The following is a 14,480-nucleotide window of genomic DNA, read 5'->3' as shown; positions in this document are numbered from 1 at the left end:
ATGCAATGCGTGCACAAAGGAACCCACCATGAAACTCTGCGGCTTTGATATTGGCCTTGAAAAACGCTTCTTCCTGATCGCCGGCCCCTGTGTGGTCGAGTCCGAGCAGCTGCAGATGGACGTGGCTGGGCAACTGAAAGAAATCACCGCCTCTTTAGGCATCAACTTCATCTTCAAGAGCAGCTTTGACAAGGCCAACCGCTCCTCCGGCACCAGCTTCCGCGGCCCCGGCATGGAAAAGGGTCTGGAAATCATGGCCAAGGTGAAAAAAGAATTGAACGTGCCCATCCTCACCGATGTGCATACCGTTGAAGAAGTGCCTTATGTGGCGTCCATTGTGGACATGCTGCAAACCCCGGCTTTCCTGTGCCGCCAGACGGATTTCATCCGCGCCGTGGCCCAGTCCGGCAAGCCCGTGAATATCAAAAAAGGCCAGTTCCTTGCGCCGCATGACATGAAGAATGTCATCGACAAGGCTCGAGCTGCCGCCCTCGAAGTGGGTCTTCCTGCTGACAGCTTCACCGCCTGTGAACGCGGCGCCAGCTTTGGCTACAACAACCTGGTGAGCGATATGCGCTCGCTGGCCATCATGCGCGAGACCAACGCTCCCGTGGTGTTTGACGCCACCCATAGCGTGCAGTTGCCCGGCGGCAACGGCACCAGCAGCGGCGGCATGCGCGAGATGGTGCCGGTTCTGTCCCGCGCCGCAGTGGCCGTGGGCGTGGCGGGTCTGTTCATGGAAACCCATCCTGATCCGAGCAACGCCCTCTCCGACGGCCCCAACGCCGTCCCCCTCAAGCACATGAAGGCCTTGCTGGAGACCCTGGTGGCACTGGATGACATCACCAAGCGCCACGGTTTCCTCGAAAACCATTTCGAAGCCTGAGCATGACAGCACTGCGCATCAACCGCACGCACACCGAGCGCCGCAGACCGCGGCCAGGCGTCTGAGCCCATGATGCACCCCGGCATGACTGACACGATGAACCGTGGCGTCATGCCTTTTTTGTGCCCAAAGCCTGTAACCGCAATATTCAAAAAGAAGAAACTCGATTACAGCATCACGTCAAGGCTAAAGCGGCCTGTCAAATTTGTGCACAATAGCTGCCGCAGCCTCTTTCATACTGATCGCGTGCATGGCGCGCGCAGCAGGTGGAAAGCAACCAGCTTCACAAGTTTTAATAGCAGCTTGCGCTTGATGCTCAAGCGCTTGGGCGTGATTTCATAACCGAAATCAGCCTGCACGTACCGATTTCAGAAACCCAAAGGAAATGCAATGAGTGCCATTGTTGACATCGTAGGCCGCGAAGTGCTGGATAGCCGCGGAAACCCCACCGTTGAATGCGACGTGCTGCTGGAATCCGGCGTGATGGGCCGTGCGGCTGTGCCTAGCGGCGCATCCACCGGCTCGCGCGAAGCGATTGAAATGCGTGACGGCGACAAGAGCCGTTACCTGGGCAAGGGTGTGTTGAAGGCTGTTGAGCACATCAACACCGAAATCTCCGAAGCCGTTCTGGGCCTGGATGCTTCCGAGCAAGCCTTCCTGGACAAGACCCTGATCGACCTCGACGGAACCGAGAACAAGAGCCGCCTGGGCGCTAACGCCATGCTGGCCGTGTCCATGGCTGTGGCCCGCGCTGCTGCTGAAGAAGCCGGCCTGCCCCTGTACCGCTACTTCGGCGGCATGGGCGGCGTGCAACTGCCCGTGCCCATGATGAACGTGATCAACGGCGGCGCCCACGCGAACAACTCGCTGGACCTGCAAGAGTTCATGATCATCCCCGTGGGCGCTCCCACCTTCCGCGAAGCCGTGCGCTGGGGCGCTGAAGTGTTCCACGCCCTCAAGGCCATCATCCACCACAAGGGCATGTCCACCGCCGTGGGCGACGAAGGCGGTTTCGCGCCTTCCGTGGAAAACCACGAAGCGGCGATTCAGCTGATCATCGAAGCCATCGAAAAGGCTGGCTACAAGCCCGGCGAGCAAATCGCTCTGGGTCTGGACTGCGCTGCTTCCGAGTTCTACAAGGACGGCATGTACGTTCTGGCTGGCGAAGGCAATATGACACTGACCGCTGCGCAGTGGACTGACATGCTGGCTGGCTGGTGCGACAAGTACCCCATCATCTCCATCGAAGACGGCATGCACGAAGGCGACTGGGATGGCTGGAAGATCCTGACCGAGCGTCTGGGCAAGAAGGTTCAGCTGGTGGGCGACGATCTGTTCGTCACCAACACCAAGATCCTGAAGGAAGGCATTGACAAGCACATTGCCAACTCCATCCTGATCAAGATCAACCAGATCGGCACCCTGACCGAGACTTTCGCTGCCATCGAAATGGCCAAGCGCGCTGGTTACACCGCCGTGATCTCGCACCGCTCGGGCGAAACCGAAGATTCGACCATTGCCGATATCGCCGTGGGCCTGAACGCTGGTCAGATCAAGACCGGCTCCATGAGCCGTTCCGACCGTATCGCCAAGTACAACCAGCTGCTGCGCATCGAAGAAGATCTGGGCGATGTGGCTGAGTACCCTGGCAACGCTGCCTTCTACAACCTGCGCTAAAGTGCAGGGCTAAGAGAAAGCGCCAGACAGCCGGTTTTCGGCTGTGGCGCTTCTCTTGTTTCCACCAGGTTTTTTTATGGTTAACCGCGTCGTCTGCGTCACTCTGCTGGTTCTTCTGGCCGCCATTCATGCCCAGCTCTGGCTGGGCAATGGAAGCATGGCCTATGTGCAGGATCTGCATCAGCAGATTCAAGAGCAGTACGCCTCTAATGCTCTGGAAAAATCTGAAAACGACAGACTGGAGTCTGAAGTCAATGACTTGAAGGACGGCCTGTCGACGGTGGAAGAAAAAGCCCGCTACGAGCTGGGTATGGTCAAACCCAATGAAATCTATATTCAGGTTTCCAAGCGCTGATCACCGCCCGCCCTGTAGCATTCAAAGCCAGCCTTGCGCTGGCTTTTTCATTGATATTCATGACTGATCACCGCTACCCCACCGTCGTTCTGCTGGGCATGCCCCATGCGCTATCCCGCAGCATGGCCCACGCTTTGCTGCAGGCCTGGGAGCAAGGTGCAAGCAAAGACAGCCAAAGCGCATGGCAATGCCTTGCCCCCCAGGCGAGTGAGGCTTGGCCGCAAGAAGCATTGGTGTATGTGCTGGGCCAGGACTGGCGCGATAGCGACCCGGCGGATCCAGCGATTACGCAGCAGATCAGCGCCTGGCGAGAGCAGCTGGGCGCACAGCGGCAGCCTTATGTGATGCTCTATGGAAAACCTTCTGCACAGTGGCTGCAACTGGCAGAGTCCTTAAAATCCATAGCACCTGGCGCTGACTGGAATTGGATTTCAGCGCAAAACCCTTGGAAACCCAGCGCGCGCATGCGCCTCAAGGGTTGCGAGCAGTGCGATGACCCTGAATGCGAACAGGCGCTGTTCGCTCAACTGAAAAAGGCCAGCTGACGCTGGCCTTTTGAGCTACCGAAGCAAGTTACTGCAGCGACTTATTGCACTGCAGCAGAGCTTGGTGGCTGGGTTTTCGCGTCGGTGAACAAGCGCGCCGCATCGATAGGGTCAAAGTGGTACTGCTGACCGCAGAAGTCACAACCCACTTCGATCTGGCCACGCTCGGCCAAGACGGACTCCACTTCTTGCTCGCCCAGCGAGACCAGCATGGTTCCCACACGCTCGCGGCTGCAAGTGCAGGCAAAGTGTGGGGCCAGCTCATCGGCCTGGGGCGCAAAGCGCAGCAGCTTTTCTTCCCAGAACAGGCGACGCAAGATGGTGTCCACATCCAGCGTCAGCAGCTCTTCCTGCTTCAGGCTGGAGGCCAGCGTGGCGATGCGGTTGTATTCCTCGTTCAGGCCCTGCGCATCATGCTCGGCATCACCGCTTTCGGTGGCAGCTGCCAAGTTGGCCTCGCCCTTGACAGGCATGCGCTGCAGCATCAGGCCTGCGGCAATTTTGTCGTTGGCGGCCAGCACCATCACGGTGTCCAGCTGCTCGGACTGCTGCATATAGAACTGCAGAGCATCCGACAGGCGTTCAAAACGGCCGCCATTCTGATCGTTCAGCGACACCACGCCTTGATAAGGCTGCTGACCGGGCTGGCGGTCCTTGGGATCCAGCGTGACAGCGCAGCGGCCTGCACCACGTGCATTGACCAGATTCGCCAGCGGGGCCTGCTGGCCTTTCAGCGGGTAATTGACTTCGCCCGCCAGCGATGCCGTAACGCGCAGGCTCAGGTCGGACTGCACTTCAGCCACGGCCAGCTTGACGGGGCCGTCACCCATGATCTGGAACACCAGAGCGCCATTGAACTTGATGTTGGACTGCATGAGCACGCTGGCAGCAGACATCTCGCCCAGCAGGGCAGCCACGGCTTCGGGGTAGGCGCCGGTTTCGCTGTTGCCAGCGCGGCGCTGCAGGATTTCCTGCCAGGCGTCAGTCAGGCGGACAATGGCACCACGCACGGGCAGGCCGTCAAAAATGAATTTATGCAGTTCAGACACGCTAATAGATTCCGGTAAAAGCTGGGCCGCTATCAACCCAGCTTGCGCAAGCCGCTCTTGAAGCGGCGTGCATTCAACACATAATTTTTGGCGCTTTGGCGCAGACCTTCGATCTGCTCTGGCGACAACTCGCGCACGGCCTTGGCAGGGCTGCCCAGAATCATGGATCCGTCGGGGAATTCCTTGCCCTCCGTCACTAGCGAACCTGCGCCTACCAGGCAGTTCTTGCCAATTTTTGCGCCATTGAGCACCACCGCACCAATGCCGATAAGCGAGCCATCGCCTATCGTGCAGCCATGCAGCATTACTTGGTGGCCAACCGTCACATTGCAACCCACGTTCAGCGGCTTTCCCATATCGGCATGCAGCACGCTGGCATCCTGAATATTGGAGCCCTCGCCGATGGTGATGCTGTCGGTATCACCACGGATCACGGTGCCGAACCAGACGCTGGAATCTTTGCCCAGCGTGACGCGGCCCATGACTTGCGCGCTGTCCGCCACCCAGGCGGACTCATCGATCTCGGGCGCCACACTATCCAGTTCGTAAATTGCCATGTGGGTTGTCTCCTTGATTTATTACTTCTCTCAACAACCTAGAATTGTAGGGATGGAGTTACGTCATCGCGCGCTAGAGGTCTTGTGCTTTTCAGACCCAGAACAAAAAGCCGCTGCAGCCCTTGATCTGTATGCGCAAAAAGCTCTTTATTCGATAGCAGATACCGCACCGGCGCTGTCTGTCCCCGAGTCTGAGCTGCCGGGCCGCCCGGCCAGACCCGAGCTCAAGCACCACACGGAAGTCGGTCGCCGCTCGCCCGCCACGCCTGAAGGCAGAGCCATCCTCATTCACGCCATTGCGCATATCGAATTCAACGCCATCAATCTGGCGCTGGATGCCGTCTGGCGTTTTGACGGCATGCCCCAGCAGTACTACTACGACTGGCTGCAGGTCGCGGCCGAGGAAGCCAAGCATTTCCGCCTGCTGCGCGAGCACCTACAGCAGCAACATGGCAAGGACTATGGCGACTACCCCGCCCATCAGGGTCAGTGGACCATGTGCGAGAAAACGGCGGGCGACATCACTGCCCGCATGGCGCTGGTACCTAGAACGATGGAGGCCCGTGGGCTTGACGCTACCCCGCAAATTCAGAACAAGCTGCGCAACACCCATGCGCCCGATGCACTGGCAGCCGTAGAAATTCTGGACATCATCTTGCGCGAGGAAGTGGGTCATGTCGCCATCGGCAACCACTGGTACCGCTGGCTGTGCGAGAAAAATGGACTGGACCCCGTGCCGCTGTACCAGGAGCTGGCAACTCGCTACGAGGCCCCGCGCATGCGCCCGCCCTTCAATGAAAGTGCGCGCCTTGCTGCAGGCTTTACGGTGACGGAGATGGACTGGCTCAAACAAAACTGAGTCATTTTCTTGACTCGAATCAAGTTTTTTGAGCTGTTACACCCCATCTGCCCAAGTTGTTGGAGCAAAAGCCCCGCACGCTCAAAGCTGACACTATGATCGGCTCATTCCTACAATAACGAGCAAAGCCAACTTTTCTTCACAAACAGATGGCATGTACAGATGAGTGAACAAACCCTAAAGGACACGGCTTTCGCCCCTTCGCGCAACCTGTCCAAAGGCATGATTGCCCGCCAGCCCATCGTCAATGGGCTGCAGCAAATCATTGGCTATGAGTTGTTCAACCGCTCACGCTCGCCTTACGACCACACCATGTCGTCCGATGCGACGCTGATCTTTGCCGCCCTCACACACGCGGGCGAAGAAGATCTGGTGGGCACCAAGCTCATGTTTGTGAACTGCACGCATGAAGGCCTGACCGGCGAGCACCTGGAGTTGCTGCCCGCCGACAAGGTGGTGCTGGAAATCCCCCCGCTGGGCCACGCAGCCATTCACGAAGTCGCGGCACGCCTGCCCACACTGCTGGCGCTCAAGGAACAAGGCTTTCACCTGGCCTTCAACCACACGGTGCTGGAGTCTGAATATTCAGCCTGGCTGCCGCTGGCCGATTACATCAAGCTGGACCTGTCGGCTCTGGCCCCGGCCCAGCTGACGGTGCTGGTCAAATTTGCCAACCGCCACTCCCGTGCCGAGCTGATTGCCGAGAAGGTGGAAAGCGCTCTGCAGCACGACCTGGGCCAGCGCCTTGGCATCGAGCTGTTTCAAGGCTTCTGGTTTGCACGCCCCACAGTGATGCAAACCCGCCTGCTCACCCCCTCACAGCAGAGCATCATTCAGCTGCTGACCCTCGTGCGCGAGCAGGCCAGCACCGATGCGATTGAAGAAGTTCTTAAAAAAGACGCAGCACTGGCCTTCAACCTGCTGCGCCTCATCAATTCGGCCAGCTTTGGCGCGCACCGCGAGATCACCTCGTTCAAGCAAGCCGTCATGCTGCTCGGCATGAACAAACTGTTCCGCTGGGCGGCCATGCTGCTGACGGCCGCCCGCGAAGGTGGCCCGCCGCCCGCCGTGGGCCAGACCGCCGTGATTCGCGGCCGCCTGATGGAGCTGCTGGCCAAGCATTCGCTGACGCAGACCGATACCGACCTGGCCTTTATCTGCGGCATGTTCTCCATGCTCGACCGCATGCTGAACATGCCTCTGCCCGCTGCGTTGGCGCTGATTCCTGTGTCCGAGGCAGTCTCTGCCGCTTTGCTGCGCCACGAAGGTGTTCTGGGTGAGCTGCTCATCCTCACGCAGGCCTGCGAGAGCCAGGACCTTGATCAGTTTGACCGCAGCGCTGACAGCCTTGAGCTGGAACACAACGACATCAACCAGGCCCACTTGCAGGCACTGAGTTGGACGGAGTGCCTGTCCGATTGACAGAGCACACCCCTACGCACACACCCTATTGATAGCAACCATGGAAACCTCAGACACCTCCGACCTGCCTCAGCCCGCTGACCAGAGCACAGAAAAAGACGATGCCAACATCGCCAGCATTGCCCGTCAGGCCATCGTTGATGAGAAAAGGGATGTGTTCGGCTACGAGCTGTTTGACCGCTCCGTCTCTCACAACGCGCACACCGCCGCCTCTGATGCGGCGCTGCTGTTCAACGCTCTGTCTTACGCAGGCGCCGAAGCGCTGGTTGGCAAAAAGACGGTCTTCATCAACTGCACGCATGAAAGCCTGAGCGGCGGCCATCTGGAGCTGATTCACCCCGATCGCGTGGTGCTGGAAGTGCCTGCCCTGCCTGCCGATGCCACGCCGCAGAACATCGAAGCCTGCCTGCCCACTTTCAACGCCCTGCGCCAGCGCGGCTTTCGCCTGGCGTTTGACCAGAACCTGCTGCGCCGCAATTACGCGTCGTGGCTGCCCATGGCCTCCTTCGTCAAGCTGGACATGCAGTCCTTCGGACTGGAGCACGCCGAAAAGCTGGTGAAGTTTGCCCAGACCTACACCCGCGCTCAGATCGTGGCCGAGAAGGTCGAAACCGCCGAGCAGTTCGAGCACATGCTCGGTCTGGGCATCAAACTGTTCCAGGGCTACTGGTTCGCCCAGCCCCAGGTGGTGCAGGCGCGCACCATTCGCCCCACGCATGCGACCATCATTCAGCTCATCAACCTCGTGCGCCAGCAGGCCAGCACCGAAGAGATTGAAGAGTTGCTCAAGAAGGACCCCACACTGTCCTTCAACCTGCTGCGCTTCATCAACAGCTCGGGCTTTGGCCTGTCCTGCGAGGTCACGTCCTTTCGCCATGCGGTGATGATTCTGGGCCTCAAAAAGCTGTTCCGCTGGGCGGCACTGCTGCTGACCACCTCGCGCGCAGGCGGTACACCGCCCGCCGTGGGCCAGACCGCCGTGGTGCGCGGCCGCCTGATGGAACTGCTGAGCGCCGAGCTGCTGCCCCCCGAGGAAAGCGACCACGCTTTTGTGGTCGGCGTGTTCTCCCTGCTCGACGTGATGCTGGGCCAGCCCATCGTCAAGGCGCTGGAGTCCGTGGCGCTGCCGCAATCCGTCGTCGATGCACTGGTGCACAACAAGGGCGTGTTCGCCCCCTTCCTCGATCTGACCCGCGCCTGCGAATCGGGCGACGAAGCGGCCTTTGCACAGGCGGCCAATGCGCTGCACCTGTCCAACCATCAGGTCAACTGGGCCCACCTGCAGGCCCTGAGCTGGGCTGACAGCCTGATCAGCGAAGGCGCTTAACTATCAAAATGTGAGCTGCTAGCGCACATAGAAAAAGGGCTTGCGGCTAAATTGGTCGCAAGCCCTTTTCATTCAAGCGCAAGGCGCTATCGTTTTATCTATCAGTTCAGCTGAATCTTGGCTGCCTTGATGATCTGCGCATTGGCCTTGGACTCAGCCTCAATCTGCTTGGCAAAGTCCGCTGCCTTGCCGCCCGTGGGCACGTTGTCGGTAGCCTCCAGACGCTGGCGCATTTCAGGCAGCGCCAGCACCTTGTTTACCTCGGCGTTCAGGCGGGCCAGCACGGGGGCAGGCACACCGGCGGGGGCAAAGATGCCAAAGACCGAGGTGGTGTTGGCGTTCTTGTAACCCAGCTCAGCCAGCGTAGGCACTTGCGGTAGCGAATCCAGACGCGAAGGCGCGCCCACGGCCAGAGCCTTGAACTTGCCAGCCTTGATGTGCTGCATCACCGCCGGGCCGGCGTTGGTAGAAAGCACTTCAAACTGCGCGCTCAGGCCGTCATTGAGCTGCTGGCCGCCGCCCTTGTAAGGCACATGCGTGATCTGGGTCTTGGACTGGTCGGCAATCTGCTCCAGCATGATGTGGCCCAGCGATGCCAGACCGGCCGTGGCCCAGCGCACATCGCCGGGGTTGGCCTTGGCCTGCGCCAGCATTTCAGGGAAGCTCTTGGCCGTCAGCCGCGTGGTGCCCAGCAGCAGCACGGGCGAGTACATGACACTGACCACGGGTGTGATGTCCTTGTGCGCATCAAACAGCGGCTTACCCAGATGCGGGCTCAGCGTCAGCGGGCTGATCGATGAAAAGCCCAGCGTATAGCCATCGGGGTTGGACTTGACCACCTGATCCAGACCAATCGCACCACCGGCTCCGGCCTTGTTCTCAATCACCACCGGCTGACCCAGCGAGGCGGTGAGCTTTTCACCCAAAGCACGGGCCACCACGTCGCTCACACCACCGGCGGGGTAAGACACCACCAGACGAATGGGGCGGCTGGGCCACGCCGCATCGGCTTTATCGGCCGCCTGGGCATTCAGGGACAAAGCGGCAGGCAGCGCAGCGGCCAGCGCACAGCTCAGCACGCTGCGGCGAAGAAAGTTAGTCATTACTCAAATCCAGATAACAAGGCCTGCATTTTTGACCAAAGTGCATTCCCGAGATGAATGCGGTGTCGAATCGGCAATTAAAACGCCATAAACCATCAAAACAGCCAAATAAACACTACACATTAACCAAAGCATGGCATCAACGATGGCTCAATGCATCATCCACGGCACTTGTCGCTAGACTGCTGAGAGTCCACATCACAGAAAGCGCTTCATGGCAGCAAAGTCTCTGTTTTCACGTCGCTCACTGCTGCAAGGCAGTGCCGCCAGTGCGGCGCTGAGTGCCATGGCCCTGCCCGCAGCTGCTGCGTCGGCTCACACCACCGCGCGCCCTGCTTCCCGCTCGGCATCCAGCGCCTGCGTGCTCGATGGCCTGCAGCCCGCCGTGCTCACTATCAGCGGCACCGGCGTGCAGGCCAACCGTGGCAAGCCCCATGCAGTCGCAGACCGCATGCTCAACGTGCACGGCTATCAGTTTGATGCAGCATGGTCTTGCGGGCTGGATGCGCTCAACAGTCTGGAGCAGCACCAGCTGACCACCCAGCTGGAATACGACGAAGCCGAGCACCGCCTGCAAGGCCCCCTGCTGGAGCATGTGCTGCAGGCCGCAGGCATCGACATCGCCTCCGCCATTGCACAAGGCCTGCAGCTCACCCTGCAAGGCATTGACGGCTACCGCACCCAGATGCCGCTGACGCAAGCCGTGCGCTGGCGCATTCTGCTGGCCACCCAGCTCGACGACCTACCGCTGTCTGTCGGCGGCGTGGGGCCGCTGTGGGCCGTTTTTGCACCCCAGAACATTCCTGAGCTGAGCCAGCTGCCCATCAAACAGCGCTTTCCCGCGGCCGTCTGGGGGCTGTACTACATACAGGTCAGCCCAGCCGTCGCTTAAACATGCACTAGCCGCGCGGATGGTGCTCGGCGTGCAGCGACTTGAGCCTCTCCCTTGCCACATGGGTGTAGATGGTGGTGGTAGAGATATCGGCATGACCCAGCAGCATCTGCACCACGCGCAGATCTGCGCCATGGTTGAGCAAATGCGTAGCAAATGCATGGCGCAGCGTGTGGGGCGAGAGGGGTGAAGTCACGCCTGCGATCTGCGCGCATTTTTTGACGATGACCCAGAACATCACCCGGCTCATGCCCGCGCCGCGCTGGGTGACAAACACCGCATCGGTCTGCTGTCCGCCCAGAATCATGGCGCGTGCGCCTTGCAGATAACGCTCCAGCCAGTGCTGCGCCTCCTGGCCAAAGGGCACCAGCCGCTCCTTGCGACCCTTGCCCGTCACGCGCAGCACACCGGCGCGCAAGTCCAGCTCGTGCATGCGCACGCCCACCAGCTCGCTCACACGCAGGCCGCTGGCATACATCAGCTCCAGCATGGCCCGGTCGCGCAGACCCAGCGGCATATCCACATCGGGCGCATTCAGCAAGGCTTCCACCTGCTCCTGCGTCAGCACCTTGGGCATGCGCGGCGCCTGCTTGGCAGCCAGCATGCGCACTGTTGGGTCGGTGGCTATGCGCTTTTCACGCAAGGCCCAGTGGTAGTAGCGGCGCAGCACCGTCAGGCGGCGGTTGGATGAAGTCGCCTTGGTCTCGTCCACCCGCGCCGCAAAGTAGGCGTTGATATCACCCTCCAGCGCTTCATCCACCGCCTTGGGCGGCGGCAAGCTGGCCAGCCACTGCGCAAACGCATTCAAATCGCGCCTATAGGCAGACAGCGTGTTGCGCGACAGGCCATCCTCCAGCAGCAAGGCATCAATGAATAAATCCAGCGCATCCTGACTGGCGGGCAAAGGCGCAGGCCAGTGTTCAGGAGTCTGCGATTTGCGTGGTTTTTTGGAAGCTTCAGGCATGGGGCAAGAGTACACGCTGATGGTGGCAACGCTGCCGATGCAATGTGCAGATCACCAAGCCACCCCGCACCTTCACCGCTTCGGCGTCAAGACATAGCTCTCATGACAAACCACATGGCAACCGTTTCTGCTCTTTGGTCCATGCTTGGCACTTCCGCTCACCACTACCGTACAGTGCGGATGGACTCACGCAGTCTCCGCCAGGGTCGCGTATTTAGCTATGAGCGTTGCCATGCTGCTGGCTCTTGCTTGCAAAAAATAAAGTCAGGAGATTCTGTGAATCCAGTGGATGCTGAACAATTTAAAGTTCGCCCGACTCTGCGAATTCTTGGCGCAGTTTTCATGCTGTTGATCGCTGCACTGATGGTTCAAAACGCGATTCCCTTCTTCTTCGCAGAGCAGGTTTTGTTCCCAAGTTGCGCCCGTGAAATCAAGGCAAGCTCAAGGTTTCTGTGCGAAGTGGACAAGGCCATGCGATCAGCCTTCCCCCCGCAGATGCAAGGGCCCATAGAGGCTTTGATGCACCTGGCCATGGCCGCTTTGCTGATTTTCATGTCTTGGCTGCTGACAAAACCACTGTTTGGGCGCTTCGACAAGAAGTCCAGATAAGCCCCACTGTCATCAAAAAAACAAAGCCCGAATCACCTCAACGGCAATTCGGGCTTGCGGTATCCGCTACTGCTTCAGTAGCAGATCAGGTGCTTAGTCCAGCGTCAGCTTCTGCTTGGCTACGACCTGCTTGTAGGTTTCAAACTCTTCCTTGAGTTCCTTGGCAAATTCCTGAGGGGAGTTGCCAACCACCAGCGAGCCGGTGTCTTCAATGCGTTTCTTCACAGCGGGGTCCTGCAGCACCTTCTTCACGGCGGCGTTGATCTTGTCCACGGTGGCCTTGTCCATGCCCTTGGGGCCCAGAATGCCGTAAGAAGCCATGCGGTTCACCTGGGGCAGGCCGACTTCCTTGAAGGTGGGCACATCAGGCAGCACCGCCAGGCGCTGGGGGGCGGCCACGGCGATGGCCTTGAGGCGGTTGTCCTTGATGAAGGGCAGTGCCGAGGGCAGATTGTCCAGAATCATGGGGATCTGGCCGGCAACGGCGTCATTCAGAGCCGGACCCGCGCCGCGGTAGGGCACGTGGGTCATCTGGATGCCGGTCAGCGACTTGTATAGTTCCATCAGCATGTGCTGGATGCCGCCCGTACCGGACGAGCCATACGAGTACTTTCCGGGGTTGGCCTTGAGTTCAGCCTCGAACGCCTTGTAGTTGGCGTTACCTGCAAACTTGGGGTTCACGGCGATCACATTGGGCGTGGCCGCAATGTTGATGATGGGCGTGAAGTCGGTCAGCGGGTTGTAGGGAGTCTTGGGGTTGATGGCCGGGTTGGTGGCCATGGTCGACAGCGTGGAAATGCCCAGGTTGTAGCCATCGGGCTTCTGGCGGGCGGTTTCCTGCGCGCCGATGACGCCACCGCCACCACCCTTGTTGTCCACGATCACGGACTGACCCAGCTCCCTGCCCAGCGGCTCGGCGATCACACGGGCAATGATGTCTGTCGTGCCGCCTGCGGCAAAGGGCACCAGCAACTTGATGGGCTTGGTGGGGTAGTTGGCCTCAGCCATCACAGCAGTAGAAAAACCTGCAGCTGCCAGAGCCATGGTCAGGCCCATGCACATACGACGATTCATGAAGGGGTCTCCTTATGATTTCAAAAATTGACGGCTGATGGTAAGTGGCGACAAAAACCTGACACATCCTTGTTAGCCCTGATTTGCCAGTGAAAACCCTAGGTTCGCGTAAAAAGATTGAACCGCATCAAGGTTCATATCGAATAAGCAGATTCACAACAGTAAGTACTACCACTGAGAACCAAGGTGACAGCTTTCTCTCAGCAAGCCAAAGTCTAGGCTCTGCCGGCCCTATGCTTGCGCCGTGAACTATCTCGAACTGCTTTTCCCCGATTTCGCGCTCATCGTGCTGGGCTATGTGCTGTGCCGCTTCACGCCCATCAACCGCAGCGTCTGGCAGGCGGTGGAGCAACTGGTGTACTACCTGCTGTTCCCGGTCTTGCTGTTTCACTCCATCACGCGCAACCCCATTCAGTGGGGCGAAGCCAGCCAGTTGCTGGGCGCGGGCGTGCTGGGCGGGCTGCTGGGCATTGCGCTGACTTACAGCCTGCCTTATCTGCCATTTCTGGGCCGGCGCATTGAGCCGCGCAGCCATGCATCGGCTGCGCAAGTAGCATTTCGCTTTAACTCCTTCATCGCGCTGGCGCTGGTGTCGCGGCTGGCGGGGCCAGATGGCCTGCTCTATGTCTCGGTGCTGATTGGCGTGTCTGTGCCGCTGTTCAACGTGGCCGCCGTCTGGCCCATGGCGCGCGGCAGCGGTCAGCATTTTGTGGGCCATTTGCTGCGCAACCCGCTGATCGTCAGCACCGTCTGCGCCCTGGTGTTCAATGCCGCAGGCCTGAAGATTCCTGAGTTGCTAGAAACGCCGGTCGCACGCCTGGGTGCGGCATCGATTGCGCTGGGGCTGATGGCGGCAGGGGCGGGACTCAAGGTCAGCGCACTGGCCAGCAACAAGCTGCTGGCGGGCGAGCTGCTGCTGATCCGCCATGCCATTCAGCCACTGATTGCGTTTGGCATGGTGCGCTTGTTCGGACTCCACGGTGCGCAGGCGATTGCACTGATGGCGTTTTCCAGCATGCCCACGGCCTCGTCCTGCTATGTGCTGGCGGTGCGCATGGGATATGAGGGGGCTTTTGTAGCAAGCCTTGTGTCGCTATCGACCATGCTGGGCGTGCTCAGTCTGCCGTTTGGGCTTTGGCTGATTGGTATTTGATCAAATTC

The 14,480-nt window shown here is 59.6% G+C and carries 16 protein-coding genes; 11 read left to right on the top strand and 5 right to left on the bottom strand.

Features of this window, described 5'->3' with window-relative positions; all coding sequences use genetic code 11:
- Positions 1-28 precede the first annotated feature (28 nt).
- The 5 genes from kdsA to RSF91_RS09005 all read left to right on the top strand — a co-directional run bounded on the left by kdsA (position 29) and on the right by RSF91_RS09005 (position 3,463).
- Complete coding sequence (kdsA, locus tag RSF91_RS09025) at positions 29-886, top strand: 3-deoxy-8-phosphooctulonate synthase (protein ID WP_332568101.1); 858 nt, start codon at positions 29-31, stop codon at positions 884-886.
- 84 nt (positions 887-970) lie between these two features.
- Positions 971-1,228 (top strand): hypothetical protein, encoded by a 258-nt coding sequence (locus RSF91_RS09020; RefSeq protein ID WP_332568100.1) that lies wholly within the window; start codon positions 971-973, stop codon positions 1,226-1,228.
- Between the two features lie 48 nt (positions 1,229-1,276).
- Positions 1,277-2,563, top strand: a complete 1,287-nt coding sequence (gene eno, locus RSF91_RS09015) for a phosphopyruvate hydratase (protein WP_332568099.1) — start codon at positions 1,277-1,279, stop codon at positions 2,561-2,563.
- A 76-nt stretch (positions 2,564-2,639) separates the two neighbouring features.
- The gene (locus RSF91_RS09010; protein WP_332568098.1) at positions 2,640-2,918 is read left to right on the top strand and encodes a septum formation initiator family protein; all 279 of its coding nucleotides are present in this window, start codon (positions 2,640-2,642) and stop codon (positions 2,916-2,918) included.
- A 59-nt stretch (positions 2,919-2,977) separates the two neighbouring features.
- Positions 2,978-3,463 (top strand): hypothetical protein, encoded by a 486-nt coding sequence (locus tag RSF91_RS09005; RefSeq protein WP_332568097.1) that lies wholly within the window; start codon positions 2,978-2,980, stop codon positions 3,461-3,463.
- A gap of 41 nt (positions 3,464-3,504) precedes the next feature.
- Here RSF91_RS09005 and hslO read toward each other — a convergent pair whose 3' ends face one another.
- Both hslO and RSF91_RS08995 read right to left on the bottom strand, forming a co-directional pair.
- Positions 3,505-4,512 (bottom strand): Hsp33 family molecular chaperone HslO, encoded by a 1,008-nt coding sequence (gene hslO, locus RSF91_RS09000; RefSeq protein ID WP_332568096.1) that lies wholly within the window; start codon positions 4,510-4,512, stop codon positions 3,505-3,507.
- Positions 4,513-4,544: 32 nt separating this feature from the next.
- Entirely contained in the window at positions 4,545-5,069 is a 525-nt protein-coding gene (locus RSF91_RS08995; RefSeq protein WP_332568095.1) for a gamma carbonic anhydrase family protein, read from the bottom strand.
- Between the two features lie 52 nt (positions 5,070-5,121).
- On the opposite strand from RSF91_RS08995, the gene RSF91_RS08990 reads away from it, so the two are divergent.
- The 3 genes from RSF91_RS08990 (at position 5,122) to RSF91_RS08980 (ending at position 8,677) form a co-directional block, all read left to right on the top strand.
- Entirely contained in the window at positions 5,122-5,928 is an 807-nt protein-coding gene (locus RSF91_RS08990; RefSeq protein ID WP_332568094.1) for a ferritin-like domain-containing protein, read from the top strand.
- 162 nt (positions 5,929-6,090) lie between these two features.
- Positions 6,091-7,350: an EAL and HDOD domain-containing protein gene (locus tag RSF91_RS08985; protein ID WP_332568093.1), complete on the top strand. Its 1,260-nt coding sequence runs from the start codon at positions 6,091-6,093 to the stop codon at positions 7,348-7,350.
- 40 nt (positions 7,351-7,390) lie between these two features.
- A complete protein-coding gene (locus tag RSF91_RS08980; protein WP_332568092.1) occupies positions 7,391-8,677 on the top strand; it encodes an EAL and HDOD domain-containing protein in 1,287 nt (428 codons plus the stop codon).
- Between the two features lie 101 nt (positions 8,678-8,778).
- On the opposite strand, the gene RSF91_RS08975 is transcribed toward RSF91_RS08980, so the two are convergent.
- On the bottom strand, positions 8,779-9,780 hold the full coding sequence (locus RSF91_RS08975) for a Bug family tripartite tricarboxylate transporter substrate binding protein (RefSeq protein ID WP_332568091.1): 1,002 nt from the start codon (positions 9,778-9,780) through the stop codon (positions 8,779-8,781).
- A gap of 214 nt (positions 9,781-9,994) precedes the next feature.
- Between RSF91_RS08975 and RSF91_RS08970 the strand changes: the two genes are divergently transcribed.
- Positions 9,995-10,672, top strand: a complete 678-nt coding sequence (locus RSF91_RS08970; RefSeq protein ID WP_332568090.1) for a Twin-arginine translocation pathway signal — start codon at positions 9,995-9,997, stop codon at positions 10,670-10,672.
- A 7-nt stretch (positions 10,673-10,679) separates the two neighbouring features.
- Here RSF91_RS08970 and xerD read toward each other — a convergent pair whose 3' ends face one another.
- Complete coding sequence (gene xerD, locus RSF91_RS08965) at positions 10,680-11,636, bottom strand: site-specific tyrosine recombinase XerD (RefSeq protein ID WP_332568089.1); 957 nt, start codon at positions 11,634-11,636, stop codon at positions 10,680-10,682.
- A 102-nt stretch (positions 11,637-11,738) separates the two neighbouring features.
- On the opposite strand from xerD, the gene RSF91_RS08960 reads away from it, so the two are divergent.
- Complete coding sequence (locus RSF91_RS08960; RefSeq protein WP_332568088.1) at positions 11,739-12,245, top strand: hypothetical protein; 507 nt, start codon at positions 11,739-11,741, stop codon at positions 12,243-12,245.
- Positions 12,246-12,338: 93 nt separating this feature from the next.
- On the opposite strand, the gene RSF91_RS08955 is transcribed toward RSF91_RS08960, so the two are convergent.
- Positions 12,339-13,319 carry a tripartite tricarboxylate transporter substrate binding protein BugE gene (locus RSF91_RS08955; RefSeq protein ID WP_332568087.1) on the bottom strand — a complete coding sequence of 327 codons (981 nt, stop codon included), beginning with the start codon at positions 13,317-13,319 and terminating at the stop codon, positions 12,339-12,341.
- A gap of 244 nt (positions 13,320-13,563) precedes the next feature.
- Between RSF91_RS08955 and RSF91_RS08950 the strand changes: the two genes are divergently transcribed.
- Positions 13,564-14,472 (top strand): AEC family transporter, encoded by a 909-nt coding sequence (locus tag RSF91_RS08950; protein ID WP_332568086.1) that lies wholly within the window; start codon positions 13,564-13,566, stop codon positions 14,470-14,472.
- Positions 14,473-14,480: the final 8 nt, after the last annotated feature.

It is taken from the genome of Comamonas sp. (assembly GCF_036643215.1).
Lineage (GTDB): Bacteria > Pseudomonadota > Gammaproteobacteria > Burkholderiales > Burkholderiaceae_C > Comamonas.
The sequence above is the reverse complement of the archived record's forward strand: the minus strand, read 5'-3'. Positions and strand labels throughout refer to the sequence as shown.

Bases quoted from the DNA above. Each gene is read 5' to 3' on its own strand.
- RSF91_RS08985 (WP_332568093.1), top strand. From the start codon at position 6,091: ATGAGTGAACAAACCCTAAAGGACACGGCTTTCGCCCCTTCGCGCAAC.
- RSF91_RS08990 (WP_332568094.1), top strand. From the start codon at position 5,122: ATGGAGTTACGTCATCGCGCGCTAGAGGTCTTGTGCTTTTCAGACCCA.
- RSF91_RS09005 (WP_332568097.1), top strand. From the start codon at position 2,978: ATGACTGATCACCGCTACCCCACCGTCGTTCTGCTGGGCATGCCCCAT.
- RSF91_RS08970 (WP_332568090.1), top strand. From the start codon at position 9,995: ATGGCAGCAAAGTCTCTGTTTTCACGTCGCTCACTGCTGCAAGGCAGT.
- RSF91_RS08995 (WP_332568095.1), bottom strand. From the start codon at position 5,069: ATGGCAATTTACGAACTGGATAGTGTGGCGCCCGAGATCGATGAGTCC.
- xerD (WP_332568089.1), bottom strand. From the start codon at position 11,636: ATGCCTGAAGCTTCCAAAAAACCACGCAAATCGCAGACTCCTGAACAC.
- RSF91_RS09020 (WP_332568100.1), top strand. From the start codon at position 971: ATGACTGACACGATGAACCGTGGCGTCATGCCTTTTTTGTGCCCAAAG.
- RSF91_RS08975 (WP_332568091.1), bottom strand. From the start codon at position 9,780: ATGACTAACTTTCTTCGCCGCAGCGTGCTGAGCTGTGCGCTGGCCGCT.
- kdsA (WP_332568101.1), top strand. From the start codon at position 29: ATGAAACTCTGCGGCTTTGATATTGGCCTTGAAAAACGCTTCTTCCTG.
- RSF91_RS08960 (WP_332568088.1), top strand. From the start codon at position 11,739: ATGACAAACCACATGGCAACCGTTTCTGCTCTTTGGTCCATGCTTGGC.
- RSF91_RS08955 (WP_332568087.1), bottom strand. From the start codon at position 13,319: ATGAATCGTCGTATGTGCATGGGCCTGACCATGGCTCTGGCAGCTGCA.
- RSF91_RS08980 (WP_332568092.1), top strand. From the start codon at position 7,391: ATGGAAACCTCAGACACCTCCGACCTGCCTCAGCCCGCTGACCAGAGC.
- eno (WP_332568099.1), top strand. From the start codon at position 1,277: ATGAGTGCCATTGTTGACATCGTAGGCCGCGAAGTGCTGGATAGCCGC.
- RSF91_RS09010 (WP_332568098.1), top strand. From the start codon at position 2,640: ATGGTTAACCGCGTCGTCTGCGTCACTCTGCTGGTTCTTCTGGCCGCC.